Below are 19,306 nucleotides of genomic sequence, written 5' to 3' on the forward strand. Positions count from 1 at the left end.
CCCTACCGCGGCTCGGCCGTGGCGTGCTCCAGGAACCGGACCAGCGCCTCGCGGTCCTCCGGGCTCGCCACCACCTGCTCGGGCATCCGGGTGCCCGGTGTGTAGCGGGCCGGGCCCATCTCGAAGAGCCGCGCGATGGTCTCGCGCGACCAGACGATGTCGAGCCCCTTGAGCGCGTCGGAGTAGCGGTAGCCCGGCAGCGTCGCGATGCGCCGGCCGAACACGCCGCTCAGGGTCGGGCCGGCGCGGTTGCCACCGTCAGGCGTCAGGCTGTGGCAGGCCGTGCAGGCGCGGAAGACCTCGGCGCCGCGCTCTCCCGCGTAGGGCGCGAGGTCGTCCTGCGGGCGCGCCATGGCGAGCGCGCCGATCGGCTCCCCCCGCGCCACGTCCCAGCGCCGCACCAGCCGGTCGCCGCCGCCGGTCAGGAGCTCGTCGTTCGAGCGGAAGGCCAGGGACCAGACCGGGAGGCCGGGCCCGACGAGGCGGCGCAGGGTGGTGGCCGACCCGCGATCGATGAGCGCGACGGCGCCGCCCACCGTGGCGGCCGCGATCGTCCGCCCGTCCGGGGACAGGGCGAGCCCGATGATCGGACGCGGCTCCGTCTCCGCCTCGGCGCGCACCGCGCCGCCGGCCGTGAGGATCCGGACGGTGCCGTCCGCGCCCGCCGCGACGATCTCGCCGTCGCCGGCCACCGCCACGGCGTTGAGGGGCGTCGGCAGGGTCACGACGACGGGCGGCGCCTCCCCGTCCCCCGGCCAGATGCGCAGGGTCGCGTCGTAGCCGGCGGTGACGATCCGCCCGTCCCCCGCGAAGGCGACGGCGTTGACGTTGCCGAGATGGCCGGACAGCACCCGCACCGGCCCGCGGGCGAGCGTCCGCACCCGGGCGGTGCCGTCCCAGGAGGCGGTGGCGAAGCGGCTGCCGTCCGGCGCCGCCGCGAGCCCGGCGATGGGGCCGGCGTGATCCTGGAAGACGGCCTCGGGGGCGTCGGCATCGGGCCGCCACAGCGCGACCCGCCCGTCCTCGCCCCCCGTGAGCAGGCGCCCGTCGGGGAGCATCGCGACGGCGTTGACGGCCCCGTCATGGGCCCGCAGCACGCGTCGGGCGGTTCCGGCCTCGACGCCCCAGAGGATCGCCGCCTGATCGAAGCTGCCGGAAAGCGCGCTCGCCCCGTCCGTGCTCACCGCGAGCGCCCGGACCGGCCCGCCGTGCCCGCGCATCTGCGCGAGCGCCGCGCCGGCCGGGAGGCCGAGGAGCGCCAGCGCGAGCGCCAGCCGCCGCAGGGCTCCGCCGATACCGCTCCGGGTCATGCCGCCTCCACAGGATCGCCCACCAGGGCGCCTTTGCGCCAAATCGCTCCCGTGCCTATGTCGGGCCCGCCGACTTCCGCAACCCGAGGATGCCTGCCCCGATGACGCGGCGTTCGACCTCCGCGGCCCTGATGCCTCTGCGGGATGCCGTGGCGCTGCTCCTCGCGGATGTGGCGCCGGTCCCGGCGAGCGGCGTCGCGCCGGCCGCCGCGATCGGTCGCATCGCGACCGAGGACTGCGTCGCGGCGGGGCCGTACCCCGCGGCGCGCACCGCCCTGGAGGACGGCTTCGCGGTGGCGGCCCGCGAGATCACCGGCGCCTCACCCTACGCACCGGCCTGGCTCGGCCGGCGCCCGCAGGCGGTGGCCAGCGGGGCGCCGCTCCCGGCCGATGCCGACACCGTTCTGCCCGCCGACGCCGTGTCGCAGGCGCCGCCCTGGGAGGTCGTGGCGGACGCGGCCGCCGGCACCGCCACTCGCGCCGCCGGGGGCGACCTCGCGGCGGGCGCGGTCATCGTTCCGGCGGGCCACGTCGTCACCCCGCTCCACGCCGTGGCGCTCGGCCTCGCGGGCGTTGCGCGCGTCGCTGTCCGCGCCCCGCGGGTGCGCCTCGTCCTCACGCGGCCCGATGCCGGCTACGCGGCGCTGCTGACCGGGCTCGTCGCGGCGCAGGGCGTGGCGGTGTCCGAGGTCGTTCAGGAGGGCGGCGACGCCGAGGCGCTGGCCCGGACCCTCCTCGACGGCGAGGCGGACGCCGTGCTGGTCGTCGGCGGCACGGGCTTCGGCGACAACGACCACGCCGCCGCGGCGCTCGCCCGCGCCGGTCACCTCGCGGCGCACGGCATCGCCCTGAGGCCCGGCGACAGCGCCGGCCTCGGCCGGGCGGGCGGCCGCCCCGTGCTGCTGCTGCCCGGCCGCCTCGACGGGACGCTCGCGGCCTTCCTGACCCTCGCGAGGCCGCTGCTGCGGCGGCTTGCGGGGGGCGAGGAGCCGGTCCGTCGCCCCCTCCCGCTCGCCCGCAAGGTGTCCTCGATGATCGGGCTCGACGAGATCGTGTTCGTGCGCGAGGCGGCGGACGGGCTGGAGCCGCTGGGGAGCGCGGAGCTTGCGCTGCACCGCCTCCTCCTGGCACGAGGCGCGATACGGGTGCCGCCCGAGGCCGAGGGCTACCCGGCGGGCACCCCCGTCGAGATGATGGACCTGTGAGCGCCGCGTCGAACGGATCGGACTTCCTGGCCCGCATCGCGGCCGTGGCGCGCCAGGAGCAGTTCCTGAGCGTCCTGTCCCGCGACGAGGCCGCGGCGCGCTTCCGCGCGGCCGTGCCGCACGAGGCCCTGCCCGCCGAGGAGATCGCCCTCGCGGACGCCCTCGGGCGCGTGCTTGCCGCCGACGTCGCCTCCCCGATCGACGTGCCCCCGTTCGACCGCGCGCTCGTCGACGGCTTCGCGGTGCGCGCCGCCGACACCGAGGGCGCCGATGCGGGCGCGCCCGTGCGCCTCGCGCTCAACCCGGAGATCCTCGCCTGCGGCGTCGCGCCCACCCTCGCGGTGGCGGGCGGCACGGCGACGGCCATCGCCACGGGCGGCATGATCCCTCGCGGGGCCGACGCCGTCGTCATGGTCGAGACGACCGAGTTCGAGGGTGAGGCCGCACCCCAAGGGCTGTCGGAGCGCGCGGCGTCGCCGCGCGTGGCCCTGATGCGCGGGGCCTCGCCCGGCCAGTTCGTGGGCTACGCCGGCGCCGACATGGCGAGGGGCGAGACGGTCCTGCGCCGGGGAATGATCCTCACGGCCCGGGAGGTCGGGATGCTGGCGGCCTGCGGCCTCGACCGGGTCTCCGTCGTGCGCCGTCCCCGGGTCGCCGTGCTGTCGACCGGCGACGAACTGGTGCCCCCCGGCGGGGCCCTCGACGGGGCACGGATCTACGATTCGAACGGGCCGATCGTCGCCGCCTCGGCGACCGAGAACGGCGGCACGGCGCTCGCCCTCGGCATCGTGCCCGACGACGAGGCGCTGCTGGAGGCCGCCCTCCGGCGCGCCTTGGACGCAGCGGACGTGGTGGTCCTCTCGGGCGGCACCTCGAAGGGGGCGGGCGACGTCTCCCACCGGATCCTGACGCGCCTCGGTGCCCCCGGCATCCTGGTCCACGGGGTGGCCCTCAAGCCCGGCAAGCCCCTGTGCCTCGCGGCGGTCGGCGCGAAGCCCATCGTGGTGCTGCCGGGCTTCCCGACCTCCGCGATGTTCACCTTCCACGAGTTCGTGGTGCCGCTGATCCGCGCCCTGGCGGGCCTGCCGCCCCGCGAGGAGGAGGCCGTGACGGCGCGCGTGCCGCAGCGCCTGCCCTCCGAGCTCGGCCGCATGGAATTCGTGATGGCCTCCCTCGCCCGCGGCGAGGACGGGCCTGTGGCGCTGCCGCTGCCGAAGGGATCCGGCTCCGTCACGGCCTTCTCGCAGGCGGACGGCTTCTTTCCGGTGCCGGCGAATCGGGCGGGGCTCGAGGCCGGCGAGAGCGTGGCGGTGACCCGCCTCGGCGCCGCGGTTCGGCCGCCGGACCTGACGATCGTGGGGAGCCACTGCCTCGGCCTCGACCGGGTGGTGGGCCGCCTCGCCGCGCGGGGCTTCCGGGCTCGCACCATCTGGGTCGGCTCGGCCGGCGGCCTCGCGGCCCTGAAGCGCGGCGAGTGCGACCTAGCCGCGATGCACCTGCAGGATCCCGAGACCGGCACCTACAACGCGCCCTTCCTCGCCCCCGGCATGGTGCTGGCGGACGGCTGGCGGCGGCGCCAGGGCGTGGTCTTCCGTGCGGGCGACGGGCGCTTCGCCGGCGAGGCCGCGGATGCGATCCGGGCGATCCTCGCCGACGCGGACGCCGTCATGGTCAACCGCAACACCGGCTCCGGCACCCGCCTCCTCGTCGAGGGCCTGCTCGGCGGGGCGCGGCCGGCCGGCTACTGGAACCAGCCCCGCTCGCACAACGCCGTCGCGGCGGCGGTCGCGCAGGGGCGGGCCGATTGGGGCGTCGCCATCGCGAACGTCGCCGAGGCCTACGGGCTGGGCTTCCTGCCGCTGACGGACGAGCACTACGACTTCGCCTACCAGGCCGACCGACGCGCGGAGCCTGCCATCGCCGCGTTCCTCGCCATCCTCGCCGAGCCCGAGACCGGCGCCGCGCTCGCCGCGCTCGGCTTCACCCCCGCCGGGAGGGCCTGAGCCATGCGGGTCATCGGCCTCGCGGGCTGGAGCGGCGCCGGCAAGACCACGCTGCTGCGCCGCCTCATCCCGGCGCTCACCGGCCGCGGCCTCCGGGTCGCGACGCTGAAGCACGCCCACCACGCCTTCGAGATCGACCGCCCCGGCAAGGATTCCTTCGTCCACCGGGAGGTCGGCGCGAGCGAGGTGATCATCGCCTCCGCGCGGCGCTGGGCGCAAATCCACGAGCTCGGGGATGCGCCGGAGCCCGGTCTCGCCGCGCTGCTGCGCCGCCTCTCGCCCTGCGACCTGGCACTGGTGGAAGGCTTCAAGCGCGAGCGGCACCCGAAGCTCGAGGTCTTCCGCGCGGCGAACGGGCGCGAGCCGCTGCACCCGCACGACGACCGGATCGTCGCGGTGGCGAGCGACGTCGCCTTCCCGGGGCTGGCCCTGCCGCAGGTGCACCTCGACGACATCCCCGCCATCGCCGAGGCCGTGCTCGCCGGGGCGGAACCTCTCCACGACGTCCTGAAGAGGCTCGACGCCGATGGCTCAGCTCACTGACGACTGCTTCGCCTTCGGCGGGCCGCTCCTGACGATCGAGCAGGCGGTCGCGCTGATCGGCGAGCGCCTGCCGACCGTGAGCGAGGCCGAGACCGTTTCCCTCGCGCTGGCGGACGGGCGCATCGCCGCCGCGGACGTCGCGGCGTCCATCGACCTGCCGCCCTTCGACAATTCCGCGGTGGACGGCTACGCCGTGCGCCATGCCGACCTCGCCGCGCAGGGCGAGACGACGCTGCCCTTGGGCGGGCGCCTCGCCGCAGGTTCCTCCGCCGAGGGCGTGGAGACCGCGGGCTGCGCGGTGCGCATCTTCACCGGCGCGCCGGTACCGCCCGGGGCGGACACCATCTTCATGCAGGAGGACGTGCGGCTCGAAGGCGGCGCCGTCGTGCTGCCGGCGGGGCTGAAGCGCGGCGCGAACCTCCGGCGGGCGGGCGAGGACCTTCCGCGCGGCGCCGTGGCGATCGCCGCCGGCCGCCGCCTCGTCCCGCAGGACCTCGCCCTCGCGGCGGCCGTGGGATGCGAGGGGCTGCCCGTGCGGCGGCGCCTGCGGATCGCCCTGTTCTCCACCGGCAACGAGCTGGCCGAGCCGAGCGCCGACCTGCGGCCCGGCGCCATCTACGATTCGAACCGCGTGATGCTGGCGGCCCTCCTGGCGCGCCTCGGCGCGGCGGTCAGCGACCTCGGCATCCTGCGCGACGACCCGGCGAGCCTGCGCGCCCGCCTCGCGGAGGCTGCCGGCACGCACGACCTCATCCTGACGACGGGGGGCGTCTCGACGGGCGAGGAGGACCACGTGAAGGGGGCCGTCGAAGCCACCGGCCGACTCGTCTTCTGGCGCCTCGCCATCAAGCCCGGCCGCCCGGTGGCCATGGGCGTCGTGGCCGGCCGGCCGTTCGTCGGCCTGCCCGGCAACCCGGTCGCGGCCTACGTGACCCTGCTCTTCGTGGTGCGCCCGCTGCTCGCCCGCCTCGGCGGCGAGACCTACGCCGCCCCGCTGCCCGTGCCGGCCCGCTCCGTCTTCGCCTACCGCAAGAAGGCGGGCCGCCGGGAATTCGTGCGCGTCTCCCTGCGCGCCGGCGCCGACGGCATCCTCGAAGCCGTCAAGTATCCCCGGGACGGCGCCGGCGTGATCACCTCGCTCACGGGCAGCGACGGGCTCGCGGCGCTGCCGGACGACGCGACAGCGCTCTCGGTCGGCGACGCGATCCCGGTCTACCCGCACGCCCTGCTCTGGTGATCGCACCGGAACCTCACTTCCTATTGTGCGCCTGCCGCCCGGGTAGCAAGAGGAGGCACTTCGGCTCCGGAGCGCCATGTACGATACCCTCGCTGACAGCCTGCGACGGCTCGCGAGCCTCGACCGGGAGGTCGTGGCGATCGCCTGGCTGTCGCTGCGCGTCAGCCTGTCGGCGGTCGCGGTCGGCACCCTGCTCGGCGTGCCGCTCGGGGCCGTCGTGGCGGTGGTCGACGTGCCGGGACGCGGCGCCCTCGTGGGCCTCCTCAACGCCGCGATGGGGCTGCCGCCGGTGGTCGTCGGCCTCATCCTGTACCTCGTCCTGTCGCGCTCCGGCCCGCTCGGCGGCTTCGGCCTGCTCTTCAGCCCGGCGGCGATGATCGCCGCGCAATCGGTGCTGGTGACGCCCCTCATCGCCGCCCTCACCCGCCAGATCGTGGCCGATGCTGAGGCGCATCTCGGCGAGCAGCTCCGCTCCCTCGGCCTCTCGCCCTGGCGCCGCGCCGGGATCCTGATCTTCGACGTGCGCTTCTCGCTGGTGACGGCGCTGCTGGCGGCCTTCGGCCGGGCGATCTCGGAGATCGGTGCGGTGCTCGTCGTCGGCGGCAACATGGACGGCCACACCCGCACCATGACGACGGCGATCTCCCTCGAGACGCAGAAGGGCGACCTCGCCCTCGCCCTCGCCCTGGGGCTGGTGCTGATCGGCCTCGTCCTGGCGGTCAACGCCGCCGCCGCGGGCCTCAGGACCTTCGCGGCGCGGGCCTACGGATGAGCGCCGGCGTCCCGATCCGCTTCGCCTCCGTCACCTACCGGGTCGAGGCCAGGACCATCCTCGACGCCCTCGACCTCGACTTGCCGGGCAGCGGGATCACCGCGCTGATCGGGCCGAACGGCGCGGGCAAGAGCGTCACCCTGCGCCTGATCGACGGGCTGCTGCGGCCGAGCGAGGGCCGGATCACGGTGGGCGAGCCCGGCGGCCCTCCGGTGCGCCGCGCCTTCGTGTTCCAGCGCCCGGCCCTCGTCCGGGCGAGCGCCGCCCGCAACCTCGCGCTCGCGCTGGTGCCCCTCGGCCTGTCCGGGCGGGCGCGGGCGGCCCGCGTCGCGGCGGCGCTGTCGCGGGTCGGCCTCGCGGCCCGGAGCGGCGACCCGGCGACGCGCTTCTCGGGGGGCGAGCAGCAGCGCCTCGCGCTGGCCCGCGCCTGGGCCTGCGAGCCGCAGCTCCTCCTCCTCGACGAGCCGACCGCCAGCCTCGACCCCGCCGCCACCGAGATCGTCGAGGACCTCGTGGCCGAGATGGCGCGGGCCGGCACCAAGGTGGTCCTCGTCTCGCACAACCTCGGGCAGGTCGCGCGGCTCGCCGCCGACGTCGTCGTGCTCTCAGCCGGCCGCGCGGTCGAGCGTGGGCCGGCCCGCCAGGTCCTGTCGGCGCCCCGCGATCCCGCGGCCCGCGCCTACCTCAACGGAGAACTCCCATGGGCATCCTACGCCGCGGCCTCCTAGGCCTCGGATTCGCGCTGCTGCTCGCCGGGCCGGCCGCCGCCGAGCCCGAGACGATCACCGTGGCGTCCACGACGTCCACTGACCAGTCTGGGCTGTTCCGCCACCTGCTCCCGGCCTTCACCGACCGGACCGGCATCGCCGTGAAGGTCGTCGCCCTCGGCACCGGGCAGGCCCTCGACGTCGGCCGGCGCGGGGACGCGGACGTCGTGCTGGTGCACGACCGGGCCGCCGAGATGAAGTTCGCCCAGGAGGGGTACGGCGTCGACCGCCGCGAGGTGATGTACAACGACTTCGTGGTGATCGGCCCGAAGGGCGACCCGGCCGGCGCGGCCGGCAGCGACGTGACGGCGGCGCTGGCCAAGATCGCCGCCGCCAAGGCGCCCTTCGTCTCCCGCGGGGACCGCTCCGGCACGCACGCGGCCGAGCTCCGCTACTGGAAGGAAGCGGGCGTCGACCTCGATCGCGTCAAGGGCGACTGGTACAAGGACGTGGGCCAGGGCATGGGGCCCGCCCTCAACACGGCGTCGGCCGCCAACGCCTACATCCTGGCGGATCGCGGCACCTGGCTCTCGTTCAAGAACCGCGGCGACCTCGCGATCCTCGTCCAGGGCGACCGCCGGCTGTTCAATCAGTACGGCGTGATGCTGGTGAACCCCGAGAAGCACCCGAGCGTGAAGGTCAAGGCCGGACGCGCGTTCATCGACTGGCTGGTCTCGCCCGCCGGCCAGGGTGCCATCGCGGCCTACAAGATCGACGGCGAGCAGCTGTTCTTTCCCAACGCCGACGGCAAGTCCTGATCCCGCAGGCGGCCTGACGGGGCCCTCGAAGCGGCCGGGTTTGCGAATCCGGCCGCCTGTGGCATGTCACGCCCGACTCCCGTGCGGACCCGACCATGCCCTTCCAGACCGTCGTCAAGGCGGCCCTCGCGGCCGCGCTCAGCCTGTTCCTGACCGCCGCCGCCCTCGCTCAAGGTGGCGCTCAAGGCGCGGTGCCCGTGCGCATCGGCGTGATCCCCGTGATCGGCGCGGCGCCGATCTTCGTCGCGAACGGCGAGGGCTGGCTGAAGGAGGCCGGCCTCAACGCCACCTTCACGACGTTCGAGTCCGGCCCCAACATGATCCAGGCGCTGGCCTCCGGCACCATCGACGTCTACGTCGCCGGCATCGCGCCGCTGGCGGTCGCCCGCACCAAGAACATCGACGTCCGGGTGGTCGCCGCGACCGCCATCGAGGAGATGGTCTTCGTCGCCGGGCCGAAGCTCGCCCCCTACTTCAAGGAGGGCGTGCCGAAGGCCGAAGCCCTGCGGCAGTTCCGTGCCAAGGAGGGCCGCGCCGCGCGCCTCGCCACGCAGCCGCCGGGCTCGGTGCCGAACACCACGCTCCAGCACTGGCTCTGGCAGGTCGCCAAGGCCGACAAGTCGGATGCCGACGTGGTGTCGATGGGCATCGACGCGACCCAGCAGGCGGTGCTGGCCGGCGCCGTCGACGGCGCCTCGATCCGCGAGCCCGCGCTCACCATCGTCCAGGCCCGCAACCCGGCCATCAAGCTGATCGCCACCGGCGGCGAGATGTTCCCCGACCAGCCCGGCACCGTCGTCGGCGTGCACGGCCCCTTCGCGGACAAGAACCCGGCCGCGGTGGAGGGCCTCGTCCAGGCGTTGGTCAAGGCGGTCGCGCTGTTGAAGTCGGACCCCGCCCGGGCCGCCAAGCCCGTCGAGGCGGCGCTCGGCAAGGGCATCACCGACGTGGCGACGATCCAGAAGGCGCTGACCTCGCCGGCGGCCAAGTTCACGGCCGACCCGCGGGCGATCATCGAGGCCACGAAGCGGATGCAGGCCTATCAGGTCAGCATCGGGACCCTCGACAAGGACATCCCGGTCGATGGGCTGTTCGTCCCGGGCTACTACGAGAAGGCGACGCGCTGAGCGCCCTCCCCGCATGAGGCTCTTCCGCTCGACGCTCCTCGCCGCCCTCGGCCTCGCGGCCTTCCTCGCCCTGTGGGAGGCGGTGCCGCGCCTCGGCCTCGTCAACCCGGCCTTCCTGCCGCCGCCCAGCACCCTGCCGGCGGCCTTCCTCAAGGAGGTCTCCCTCGGGATCTGGCCGGAGGCGGTCCTGTCGAGCCTGACCCACTACGTGGCGGGGCTCGCCGCCGGCGCCGGCGCGGGGATCGGGCTCGGCCTCCTGAGCGGCATGTTCCGTCCCTTCGAGGCCTTCACGGCCTGGATCGTGCGGCTCCTGCGGCCGATCCCCGGCCTCGCCTGGGTGCCGTTCGCGATCCTGTGGTTCGGCGTCGAGCCCTCGGCCGCGGTGTTCATCATCGCGATCGGCGTGTTCTGGATCGTGTTCTTCGCCACGCAGGGCGCGGTGCGCAACGTCGACCGTGACCTGATCGAGGTGGCGCAGGCCTTCGGCTTCCGCTCGGCCGGCGCGCGGCTCACCAAGATCCTCCTGCCCGCCGCGACGCCCGGCATCCTCGTCGGCCTGCGCACGGCGCTGGGGCAGGCCTGGATGGCGGTGGTGGCCGCCGAGATCTTCGGCGTCCCGGGCGTCGGCCAGCGCATGATGCAGGCGTCGAGCCTCCTCTCCACGGACATCGTCGTCGTCTACATGCTGACCATGGCCGCCCTCTACGGCTTGTTCGACAGCGCCTTCGTGGCCCTGCAGGACTGGCTCCTGCGCTGGCGGGCCTGAGCCATGGCCGAGCCCATCATCGAGATCCGCGGCCTCTCCCTCGCCTACGAGCGGGGCGGCCGGCGCAGCGTGATCCTCGAGAACCTCGACCTCTCGGTGGCGCGGGGAGCTTTCGTGGTGATCGTCGGCGAATCGGGGGTCGGCAAGTCGACGCTGCTGCGCGTCCTGATCGGGCTGGCGCGGCCGAGCGGCGGGACGGTCCGGGTCTCCGCCCGCCCGGGCTGCCGGACGCCGATGGCCCTGGTCTTCCAGGATGCCCGCCTCCTGCCCTGGCGGCGGGTGATCGACAACGTCGCCTTCGGGCTCGAGGGCAGCGGCCTGTCGCGGGCCGAGCGCCGTGCGAAGGCCGCCGAGATGCTGCGGCTCGTCGGGCTCTCCGAGTTCGCGGGGCGCTGGCCGCACCAGCTCTCCGGCGGCCAGCGGCAGCGCGTGTCCATCGCGCGGGCGCTCGCCGTCGAGCCCGATGTCCTGCTGATGGACGAGCCGTTCTCGGCGCTGGACAGCTTCACCCGGGAGGGCCTGCAGGACGAGCTTCAGCGCATCCAGGCCGCGACGGGCAAGACCATCCTGTTCGTCACCCACGACATCGATGAGGCCGTGACGCTGGCCGACCGCGTGGTGGTGCTGGCAGGCAGCCCGGGCCGGGTCGCCGCGGACCTGACCATCGCCGTGCCGCACCCGCGCCGCCGCCGCGACGCCGCCCTCACCGAGGCGGCCAGGACCCTGCGAGCCGAGCTGTCGCAGCGCTCGGCGGAGCTCTAGGCCTCAGTTGTTCGCGGTCCGGAAGGTGTCGCAGGAGCGGGTCTGGCCGCTCTTGTAGCCCGTGTTGAACCAGCGCATGCGCTGCTCGGAGGAGCCGTGCGTGAAGGAATCGGGCACCGCGTAGCCCTGGCTCTGCTTCTGCAGCTTGTCGTCGCCGATGGCGCTCGCGGCGTTCAGCGCCTCCTCGATGTCGCCCTGCTCCAGGGAATTGAAGCGGTCGTTCGAGTTCTTGGCCCAGACGCCGGCGAGGCAGTCGGCCATCAGCTCGATGCGGACCGAGAGGGCGTTCGCCTCGCGCTTGCTCGATGCCTGCTGCTGTCGGGCCTGCACCTTGCCGAGGATGCCGAGCACATCCTGGACGTGGTGCCCAACCTCGTGGGCGATGACGTAGGCGTAGGCGAAGTCGCCCTTCACGCCGAACTTCTGCTGCATCTCCTTGAAGAAGGAGGTGTCGAGGTAGACCTTCTTGTCGAGGGGGCAGTAGAACGGGCCCATCGCGGCCTGCGCGGAGCCGCAGCCGCTGCGGGTGCCGCCCGTGTAGAGCACCATGGCGGTCGGCGTGTACTGCTTGCCGGTCTGGTTCGGAAGCACCTGGCTCCAGACGTCCTCCGTGTTGCCGAGGATCTTGGCCGCGAACTGCCCGCTCTGGTCGGTCGGCGCGGTGCGCCGGCGCTGCTGGGTCTCGGGATCGACCTGCTCCTGCCGGCTGCCGCCGCCGCCGCGGGTCATCTGCTCGGCGCCGCCGATCAGGATCGCGGGGTTGATGCCGGTGACCCAGCCGATGATGCAGAGGATCACGATGGTGCCGATGCCGAGGCCGCCGGCACCGCCGCCCGGGAAGCCGAAGCCGCCACCGCCGCCCTCGCCGCGCCGGTCCTCGACGTTGCCGGAACTCCGAAAGTCTTCCCAGCGCATGGTCCCGCCACCACTCGTTGCACGTCGCCAGACCTCGCGACGCCGAGGTAATGGCGTCGCGTCCGGGACGGTTCCGCTTGAGCCGGCCTATCCGGTTCAGGCCCGGCCGTCGAGGGCGGCGCGCACCAGGCGGAAGTCCCGCCAGGCGAGGCGCTTCTGCACGGGCTGGCGCAGGAGATAGGCCGGGTGGAGGGTCGCGAGCGCCCGCACCTCGCGGTCGCCGAGCTTGTAGGCGTAGAAGCGCCCGCGCGCCTTGAGGATGCCGTCCTTCGTGCCCGTCAGCGCCTGCGTCGCGGGGCTGCCGAGGCAGACGATCAGGTCGGGGTCGACGAGCTCGATCTGCCGCTCGATGAACGGCTTGCAGATCGAGACCTCCTGGGGCGTCGGGTTGCGGTTCCCCGGCGGGCGCCAGGGGACGATGTTCGTGACGTAGGCCGCGGAGCGGTCGAGGCCGATGGCCGCCATCATCCGGTCGAGGAGCTGGCCGGAGCGGCCCATGAAGGGCTTGCCGATGCGGTCCTCGTCGGCGCCCGGCGCCTCGCCGACGAACACCACCCGGGCCTCCGGGTTGCCGTCTCCGAAGACGAGGTTCTTGGCGGTGAAGCGCAAGGGGCAGCCGTCGAAGCCGGCGAGCAGGGCTTCAAGCTCCGCGAGGCTGCGCGTGTCCCGCGCCCGGGCCCGGGCATCGCCCGCGGCGACGTCGGGCTTCTCGGCCGCCGAGCGTCCGTATGTGCTCGGCGGTGGCTCGGCCGCGCGCGGCGGCGGGGCGGGTTTCGGCGCGGCCGGCGGCAATGCGGCAGCCTTCGGTTTGGGGGGACGGGCGGCGGGTGCCGGCGCGTCGCCCTCCGAGAAGCGATCGTGCGGCGCCTCGTCGAGGGCCGCATCGGCGCCCGCCTCGACGTGGAAGTCGAGGTACGAGATCAGGTCGCGCTGCGCGTCCGGCGGGGAGGTCATGAGGCAGATGTGGGGCCCGCCTTGCCTGTGGACAACCGCGATTGCCCCTCGGGCCTAGCCCTGCGCGCCTAGGCCGCTCCCGCCGCGGGGGTGCTTGCCTTCACAGTTTGGAACCGCTTGAGACATAAGGGCAGGAGCAACGATCAGGACAAAGCGAGATCGCAGCGCCGCACCGGCGTCAGCGGACCGCGGCAGGAGATGGCAGGATGGCGCTTCCCGAACGCGAGGGCATGGATTTCGACGTGGTGGTGGTGGGGGCCGGGCCGGCGGGCCTCGCGGCCGCCATCCGCCTGAAGCAGCACGCGGCCGAGGCCGGCGAGGAGATCAGCGTCGTCGTCGTCGAGAAGGGCTCCGAGGTCGGCGCCCACATCCTGTCCGGCGCGGTGATCGACCCGTCGGGCCTCGACACCCTGCTGCCGGAATGGCGCGACGATGCGGACCGCCCGTTGAAGACCGCGGTCGAGCGCGACGAGTTCATGTTCCTCACGAGGAACAGCGGCGTCACCCTGCCGAACGTGTTCTTCCCGAAGCTGATGTCGAACCACGGCAACTTCGTCGGCTCGCTCTCGAACGTCACGAAGTATCTCGGCCGCAAGGCCGAGGAGCTCGGCGTCGAGATCTACCCGGGCTTTCCGGCCTCGGAGGTGCTCTACGACGGGTCCGGCGCCGTCGTCGGGATCGCCACCGGCGACCTCGGGATCGGCCGCTCGGGCGATCCCCGCGACGACTACACCCGCGGCATGGAGCTCAGGGGCAAGTACACGATCTTCGGCGAGGGGGCCCGTGGCTCGCTGACCAAGACGCTGATCGACCGCTTCGCGCTCAACAGCGACCGGGACCACCAGAAGTACGGGCTCGGCGTGAAGGAGCTGTGGCAGCTCGCCCCCGACAAGTTCCAGCCGGGGCTCGTGCAGCACACCATGGGTTGGCCGCTGCCGAACAAGGCCGGCGGCGGCTCCTGGCTCTACCACTTCGACGACGGGCTCCTCTCGGTGGGGTTCGTCACGCACCTGAACTACGAGAACCCGACGCTGTCGCCGTTCGAGGAGTTCCAGCGCTTCAAGACGCACCCGATGATCCGCGAGACCTTCGAGGGCGCCAAGCGCATCGGCTACGGCGCGCGGGCCATCATGGAGGGCGGCTGGCAGTCGGTGCCGAAGCTCGTGTTCCCGGGCGGCTGCCTCGTCGGGGACTCGGCGGGCTTCGTGAACGTGCCGCGCATCAAGGGTTCGCACAACGCCGTCCTCTCGGGGATGCAGGCGGCGGATGCCATCAGCGCGGCCCTGCGGGCCGGACGCCAGGGCGACGAGCTGACGGCCTACGAGGAGGGCTGGCGGGCGAGCCCGATCGGGCGCGACCTCAAGGCCGTGCGCAACGTCAAGCCGCTCTGGTCGCGCTACGGCACCCTCGTCGGCGTCGGCCTCGGCGGCCTCGACATGTGGTCCTCGACGCTGTTCGACGCCTCGCCCTTCGGCACCCTCAGCCACGGCAAGCCGGACCACGACTGCCTGAAGCCCCTCGCCGAGGTGACGCCCATCGTCTACCCGAAGCCCGACGGCAAGCTCACCTTCGACCGGCTCTCCTCGGTCTACCTCTCGAATACCAACCACGAGGAGGATCAGCCGCCGCACCTGAAGGTCGCCGACCTCGGCCTGCAGAAGACCTCGGAGCACGACGTGTTCGGCGGTCCCTCGGCGCGCTACTGCCCGGCCGGCGTCTACGAGTGGGTGGAGGATGCGTCCGCAGGCGACGGCGTGCGCTACCAGATCAACGCGCAGAACTGCGTCCACTGCAAGACCTGCGACATCAAGGATCCGAACCAGAACATCAACTGGGTGACGCCGGAGGGCCCCGGCGGGCCGAACTACCCGAACATGTGATCGGCGCTTTCCCCGTTCGGCCGCAGGCGGACGCGCGGCCGCCGCAGGGGGCGCGGGGGGCGGATTCGGGGCTCCCGGGCGCGCCATCCTTTCGCCTTGCGGGCATGGCGGGAAGAGTCCACTGTCCCCGCCACATCGGCGCCGGCCCGCGTTGAAGGTCGGCGCGCAGGAGCCGAGACTGGTGCCCAAGAACGGAAACGCCACCCGCCGCGCCGCGTCGGTGCTCGCCTTCGCCCTCGCGGGACTGCTCCCGGTCTCGATGACGGCGCTCGCCGCGCAGCCGCGCGACGCGAGCCCGATCAACGAGTACGAGCCGGCGGAATCGCTCGAGGGCAACTTCCTCTCGGCCTACATCGCCGGCGCCTCGCGCGACACCGCGGCCGCCGCGAGCTTCTACCGCGAGGCCGTGAAGGCGGACCCGCGCAACGCCGAGCTCTTGGAGCGCGCCTTCGTGTCGCTGCTCGCCGACGGGGCCCTTCCGGACGCCTTCCGGGCGGCCGAGCGCCTGACGAGCCGCGACGGCGCCAACGGCCTCGCCCAGCTCGCCCTCGGCGTGCGCCAGATCAAGGCCGGCCAGTGGGCCGCTGCCCGCCAGAACTTCGCCCGCAGCGGCCGCGGTGCGGCCGCCGACCTCACCGCGACCCTGCTCACCGCCTGGGCCTTCGCGGGCCAGGGTGACGGCAAGCGGGCGCTGGAGACGGTCTCCCGCCTCAAGGGCGAGCGCTACTACAACACCTTCCGGGACTACCACGCGGGCCTGATCGCCAGCGTGGTCGGCGACCAGGCGGAGGCCGAGCGCCGCCTGAAGGCCGCCTACGACGCCGACCGCAACACCCTGCGCATCGTCGACGCCTATGCGCGCTACGAGGCGCAGGCCGGCCGCACCGACCTCGCCATTCAGGCCTACACCGACTTCGACAAGCTGATGCCGCGCCACCCGATCGTGCGCGACGCCCTCGACAAGCTGAAGGCCGGCAAGCCCCTGTCGCGCATCATCTCGACGGCGCAGGAGGGAGCGGGCGAGGTCCTCTACGGGCTCGGCTCGGCCGGCTCGACGCAGGGCGACGAGCTGCCCGCCGTGATCTACCTGCGGCTCGCGCTCTACCTCGCCCCCGAGCACGCCCTCGCCCGCCTGACGCTCGCCGACACCCTCGACCGCATGAAGCAGGCCGAGCGCGCCAACGAGGCCTACGCGCAGATTCCTGCCACCTCGCCGCTCAAGCTCAACGCCGACATCCAGATCGGCCTCAACCTGGAGCAGATGGGCAAGGGCGAGGAGGCGCTGCAGCACCTCGACGCCCTGATGAAGGCCCACCCGGACGACATCGACGTGGTGACCGCGCTCGGCAACGTGCAGCGCTCCCGCAAGAAGTACGACGAGGCGGCCGCCACCTACAGCCGGGCGATCGGCCTGATCGGCGACCGCCCGATCCAGAGCTACTGGACGACCTTCTACTTCCGCGGCACCGCCTACGAGCGCGCCAAGGACTGGCCGAAGGCCGAGGCCGACCTCCAGAAGGCGCTGGAGCTGCTGCCCCCGAACCAGCCCGCCGCCCGGGCCCAGGTGCTGAACTACCTCGGCTATTCCTGGGTCGACCGGAAGATGAACATCGACGAGGCCTTCCGGATGCTGAAGCAGGCCGCCGATGCGAGCCCGCGGGACGGCATGATCGTCGACAGCCTCGGCTGGGCCTATTACCGCCTCGGCCGCTGGGACGACGCGGTGCGCGAGCTGGAGAAGGCGGTCGAGCTGAAGCCCGGCGACCCGACCATCAACGACCACCTCGGCGACGCCTACTGGCGCTCCGGCCGGCGGCTCGAAGGCAAGTTCCAGTGGCAGCACGCCAAGGACCTGAACCCCGAGCCCGACGACCTCGAGGCGATCAACGAGAAGCTCAAGAACGGGCTGCCCGAGGTCGACAAGCCGACCGCCACCGCCGAGAACCCGCCGGCGCCCGTCGCCGCCCCGCACAACCCCGAGAACCCCGAGCTGCCGAAGGGCGCGCCCGCGCCGAACGAGCCGCCCGGCTCCGCCGACAAGAAGAAGACCGGCGGCTGAGGCCTGACGCCCGGCGGCGACGCCTCCACGGTCCCGCCGTCAGGCCAGATCGCTCGAACGCCTGACGTCGGCGGACCGGCTTGGCGCGGCCCTCTCGGCCGGGCTATCGCCTGATGGCCCCTCCCCGACGACCCGAACGCCGTGAGCATGACCCGCCTCGCCACCCGCGCGCCCGCCAAGATCAACCTGACCCTCCACGTCCTCGGGCGGCGGGCGAGCGACGGCTACCACGAGCTCTTGAGCCTCGTGGCCTTCGCGGGCGCGAGCGACCTGCTGACGCTGGAGCCGGGCGGCCCTTCGCGGCTGACCGTCGACGGGCCGACCGCGGGGCCCGCCGGACCGACCGACGACAACCTCGTCCTGCGGGCCGCCCGGCGCCTCGGCGAGGCCGTCCCGGGCCTGCGCACCGGTGCGTTCCACCTCGTGAAGCGGCTGCCCGTGGCCGCCGGGATCGGCGGGGGATCGTCGGACGCGGCGGCGGGCCTGCGGCTCCTTGCCGAGCTGAACGGGCTCGCCCTGGACCATCCGGCGGTGATCGACGCGGCGCGGGGCACGGGCGCCGACGTCCCGGTCTGCCTCGATCCGCGGGCGCGGATGATGCGGGGGGCGGGCGAGAGCATCGGGCCGGCGCTGGCGCCGGCGCCGTTGCCTGCCGTGCTGATCAACCCCGGCGTCCCGGTGCCGACCGCCCCGGTGTTCCGGGCCCTCGGGTTGGCCGCGGGCGATGCCCTGCCGGGCGCCGATCACCCCGAGATCCCGGCTCGCCTGACGGCCGACGCGCTCCTCGCCGCGATCGGGCCGGCGCGCAACGACCTCGAAGGGCCGGCCCTCACCGTGGCGCCGGCCATCGGGACGGCGCTGGCGGTGCTGCGGGCCCAGGCGGGCTGCCGCCTCGCCCGGATGTCGGGCTCCGGCGCGACGGTGTTCGCGATCTTCGGGCACCGCAGCGAGGCCGCGCTGGCGGCCCGCCGCATCCGCGCGGCCGAGCCGGGCTGGTGGGTCGCCCCGACGCTCCTGCGCTGAGGCTCGCCCCTTCAGGCCTTCCGGGGCGGCTCAGTGCGCCCGGGCGATGCAGAAATCGACCACCTGCAGCAGCGCGGACTTCATGCGGGCGTTCGGAAAGAGCGCCAGCGCGTCCCGAGCCATGGCGCCGTAGTGGCGCGCCCGCTCTACGGTGTCCTCCAGGGCGCGGTGGCGCCGCAGGATCGCCCGGGCGGTCTCGAGGTCGCCGTCCTGGACGTCGCCCTGTTCGAGGGTTCGGCGCCAGAAGGCCCGCTCCTCGTCGCTGCCGCGGCGGAACGAGAGCACGATCGGCAGGGTGATCTTGCCCTCGCGAAAATCGTCGCCGACGTTCTTGCCGAGGGAGGCGCTGGTGCCGCCGTAATCGAGCACGTCGTCGATGAGCTGGAAGGCGATGCCGAGGTTCATCCCGTAGGAGCGGCAGGCGGCCTGCTCGGAGCGCGGCCGCTCGGCCAGCACCGGTCCCACCTCGCAGGCGGCGGCGAACAGCTCGGCGGTCTTCGCCCGGATCACCGCGAGGTACTCGTCCTCGCTGGTCTCGGTGTTCTTGGCGGCGGTGAGCTGCATCACCTCGCCCTCGGCGATCACGGTCGCGGCGGCGGACAAAATGTCGAGGGCGCGCAGCGAGCCGACCTCGACCATCATCCGGAAGGCCTGGCCGAGGAGGAAGTCGCCGACGAGCACGCTCGCCTCGTTGCCCCACTTGATCCGCGCCGCGATGCGCCCGCGGCGCATGTCGCTCTCGTCCACCACGTCGTCGTGAAGGAGCGTCGCGGTGTGCATGAACTCGACGCTCGCGGCGAGCTTCACCGCGCCGTCGCCCTGGTAGGCGCAGAGGTCGGCGGTGGCGAGCGTCAGGATCGGGCGCAGGCGCTTGCCCCCTGAGGCGATGAGGTGGTTGGCCACCTCCGGGATCATCGCCACCTCCGAGCCCGTCCGCGACAGGATCATCGCGTTGACGCGCTCCATGCCCCCCGCGACCAGGGCCACGAGGTCAGCGAGGCTCGCCTCCGGATCGGAGCGACCCTCATCCAGGGGAATGACGACACCCAAGGTCCGACGCCTCCGGACTGCACTGGCCGGGCTTCGCGGCCGAGATGGAAAAATCCGCGCCCCCCTTCGCACGGGGCGGTTGGTGCCGCAACATCGGCGGCCGCCGACCCATATGGCGCGGGCGGCCCGAAGCCTGTACGCGGCGAATCCGCCACCCCCTTCTTCCCGCCATCCC

At 73.7% G+C, this 19,306-nt stretch carries 17 protein-coding genes; 13 read left to right on the forward strand and 4 right to left on the reverse strand.

The window, feature by feature from the left end; translation table 11 throughout:
* Positions 1 to 2: 2 nt before the first annotated feature.
* Entirely contained in the window at positions 3 to 1,310 is a 1,308-nt protein-coding gene (locus ACLBXP_RS04280; protein WP_447666329.1) for a c-type cytochrome, read from the reverse strand.
* A gap of 101 nt (positions 1,311 to 1,411) precedes the next feature.
* Between ACLBXP_RS04280 and ACLBXP_RS04285 the strand changes: the two genes are divergently transcribed.
* The 10 genes from ACLBXP_RS04285 to ACLBXP_RS04330 all read left to right on the forward strand — a co-directional run bounded on the left by ACLBXP_RS04285 (position 1,412) and on the right by ACLBXP_RS04330 (position 11,250).
* Positions 1,412 to 2,515, forward strand: coding sequence for a molybdopterin-binding protein (locus tag ACLBXP_RS04285; protein WP_447666330.1), 1,104 nt, complete (start codon positions 1,412 to 1,414; stop codon positions 2,513 to 2,515).
* Complete coding sequence (locus ACLBXP_RS04290) at positions 2,512 to 4,518, forward strand: molybdopterin biosynthesis protein (RefSeq protein WP_447666331.1); 2,007 nt, start codon at positions 2,512 to 2,514, stop codon at positions 4,516 to 4,518. The genes ACLBXP_RS04285 and ACLBXP_RS04290 overlap by 4 nt, the downstream gene beginning before the upstream one ends.
* A gap of 3 nt (positions 4,519 to 4,521) precedes the next feature.
* Positions 4,522 to 5,061, forward strand: a complete 540-nt coding sequence (mobB, locus tag ACLBXP_RS04295; RefSeq protein WP_447666332.1) for a molybdopterin-guanine dinucleotide biosynthesis protein B — start codon at positions 4,522 to 4,524, stop codon at positions 5,059 to 5,061.
* On the forward strand, positions 5,045 to 6,298 hold the full coding sequence (locus ACLBXP_RS04300) for a molybdopterin molybdotransferase MoeA (protein WP_447666333.1): 1,254 nt from the start codon (positions 5,045 to 5,047) through the stop codon (positions 6,296 to 6,298). Before mobB ends, ACLBXP_RS04300 begins: the two co-directional genes overlap by 17 nt.
* 76 nt (positions 6,299 to 6,374) lie before the next feature.
* Positions 6,375 to 7,070 (forward strand): ABC transporter permease, encoded by a 696-nt coding sequence (locus tag ACLBXP_RS04305; protein WP_447666334.1) that lies wholly within the window; start codon positions 6,375 to 6,377, stop codon positions 7,068 to 7,070.
* Positions 7,067 to 7,798 carry an ATP-binding cassette domain-containing protein gene (locus ACLBXP_RS04310; RefSeq protein ID WP_447666335.1) on the forward strand — a complete coding sequence of 244 codons (732 nt, stop codon included), beginning with the start codon at positions 7,067 to 7,069 and terminating at the stop codon, positions 7,796 to 7,798. Before ACLBXP_RS04305 ends, ACLBXP_RS04310 begins: the two co-directional genes overlap by 4 nt.
* A complete protein-coding gene (locus ACLBXP_RS04315; protein ID WP_447666336.1) occupies positions 7,771 to 8,595 on the forward strand; it encodes an extracellular solute-binding protein in 825 nt (274 codons plus the stop codon). Before ACLBXP_RS04310 ends, ACLBXP_RS04315 begins: the two co-directional genes overlap by 28 nt.
* A gap of 95 nt (positions 8,596 to 8,690) precedes the next feature.
* Complete coding sequence (locus ACLBXP_RS04320) at positions 8,691 to 9,722, forward strand: ABC transporter substrate-binding protein (RefSeq protein WP_447666337.1); 1,032 nt, start codon at positions 8,691 to 8,693, stop codon at positions 9,720 to 9,722.
* A 13-nt stretch (positions 9,723 to 9,735) separates the two neighbouring features.
* Positions 9,736 to 10,488: an ABC transporter permease gene (locus tag ACLBXP_RS04325; RefSeq protein WP_447666338.1), complete on the forward strand. Its 753-nt coding sequence runs from the start codon at positions 9,736 to 9,738 to the stop codon at positions 10,486 to 10,488.
* A gap of 3 nt (positions 10,489 to 10,491) precedes the next feature.
* Positions 10,492 to 11,250 (forward strand): ABC transporter ATP-binding protein, encoded by a 759-nt coding sequence (locus ACLBXP_RS04330; RefSeq protein WP_447666339.1) that lies wholly within the window; start codon positions 10,492 to 10,494, stop codon positions 11,248 to 11,250.
* A 3-nt stretch (positions 11,251 to 11,253) separates the two neighbouring features.
* Here ACLBXP_RS04330 and ypfJ read toward each other — a convergent pair whose 3' ends face one another.
* Together ypfJ and ACLBXP_RS04340 are read right to left on the reverse strand one after the other, a co-directional pair.
* On the reverse strand, positions 11,254 to 12,165 hold the full coding sequence (ypfJ, locus tag ACLBXP_RS04335; RefSeq protein WP_447666340.1) for a KPN_02809 family neutral zinc metallopeptidase: 912 nt from the start codon (positions 12,163 to 12,165) through the stop codon (positions 11,254 to 11,256).
* Between the two features lie 96 nt (positions 12,166 to 12,261).
* On the reverse strand, positions 12,262 to 13,119 hold the full coding sequence (locus ACLBXP_RS04340) for a uracil-DNA glycosylase (protein ID WP_447666341.1): 858 nt from the start codon (positions 13,117 to 13,119) through the stop codon (positions 12,262 to 12,264).
* A 206-nt stretch (positions 13,120 to 13,325) separates the two neighbouring features.
* Between ACLBXP_RS04340 and ACLBXP_RS04345 the strand changes: the two genes are divergently transcribed.
* The 3 genes from ACLBXP_RS04345 (at position 13,326) to ACLBXP_RS04355 (ending at position 18,081) form a co-directional block, all read left to right on the forward strand.
* On the forward strand, positions 13,326 to 14,999 hold the full coding sequence (locus ACLBXP_RS04345; RefSeq protein ID WP_447666342.1) for an electron transfer flavoprotein-ubiquinone oxidoreductase: 1,674 nt from the start codon (positions 13,326 to 13,328) through the stop codon (positions 14,997 to 14,999).
* Positions 15,000 to 15,180: 181 nt separating this feature from the next.
* Complete coding sequence (locus ACLBXP_RS04350) at positions 15,181 to 17,058, forward strand: tetratricopeptide repeat protein (protein WP_447666343.1); 1,878 nt, start codon at positions 15,181 to 15,183, stop codon at positions 17,056 to 17,058.
* A gap of 147 nt (positions 17,059 to 17,205) precedes the next feature.
* Positions 17,206 to 18,081, forward strand: coding sequence for a 4-(cytidine 5'-diphospho)-2-C-methyl-D-erythritol kinase (locus ACLBXP_RS04355; protein ID WP_447666717.1), 876 nt, complete (start codon positions 17,206 to 17,208; stop codon positions 18,079 to 18,081).
* 30 nt (positions 18,082 to 18,111) lie between these two features.
* On the opposite strand, the gene ACLBXP_RS04360 is transcribed toward ACLBXP_RS04355, so the two are convergent.
* Complete coding sequence (locus tag ACLBXP_RS04360) at positions 18,112 to 19,131, reverse strand: polyprenyl synthetase family protein (protein ID WP_447666344.1); 1,020 nt, start codon at positions 19,129 to 19,131, stop codon at positions 18,112 to 18,114.
* Positions 19,132 to 19,306 lie beyond the last annotated feature (175 nt).

The organism is Methylobacterium sp. A54F, assembly GCF_053346035.1.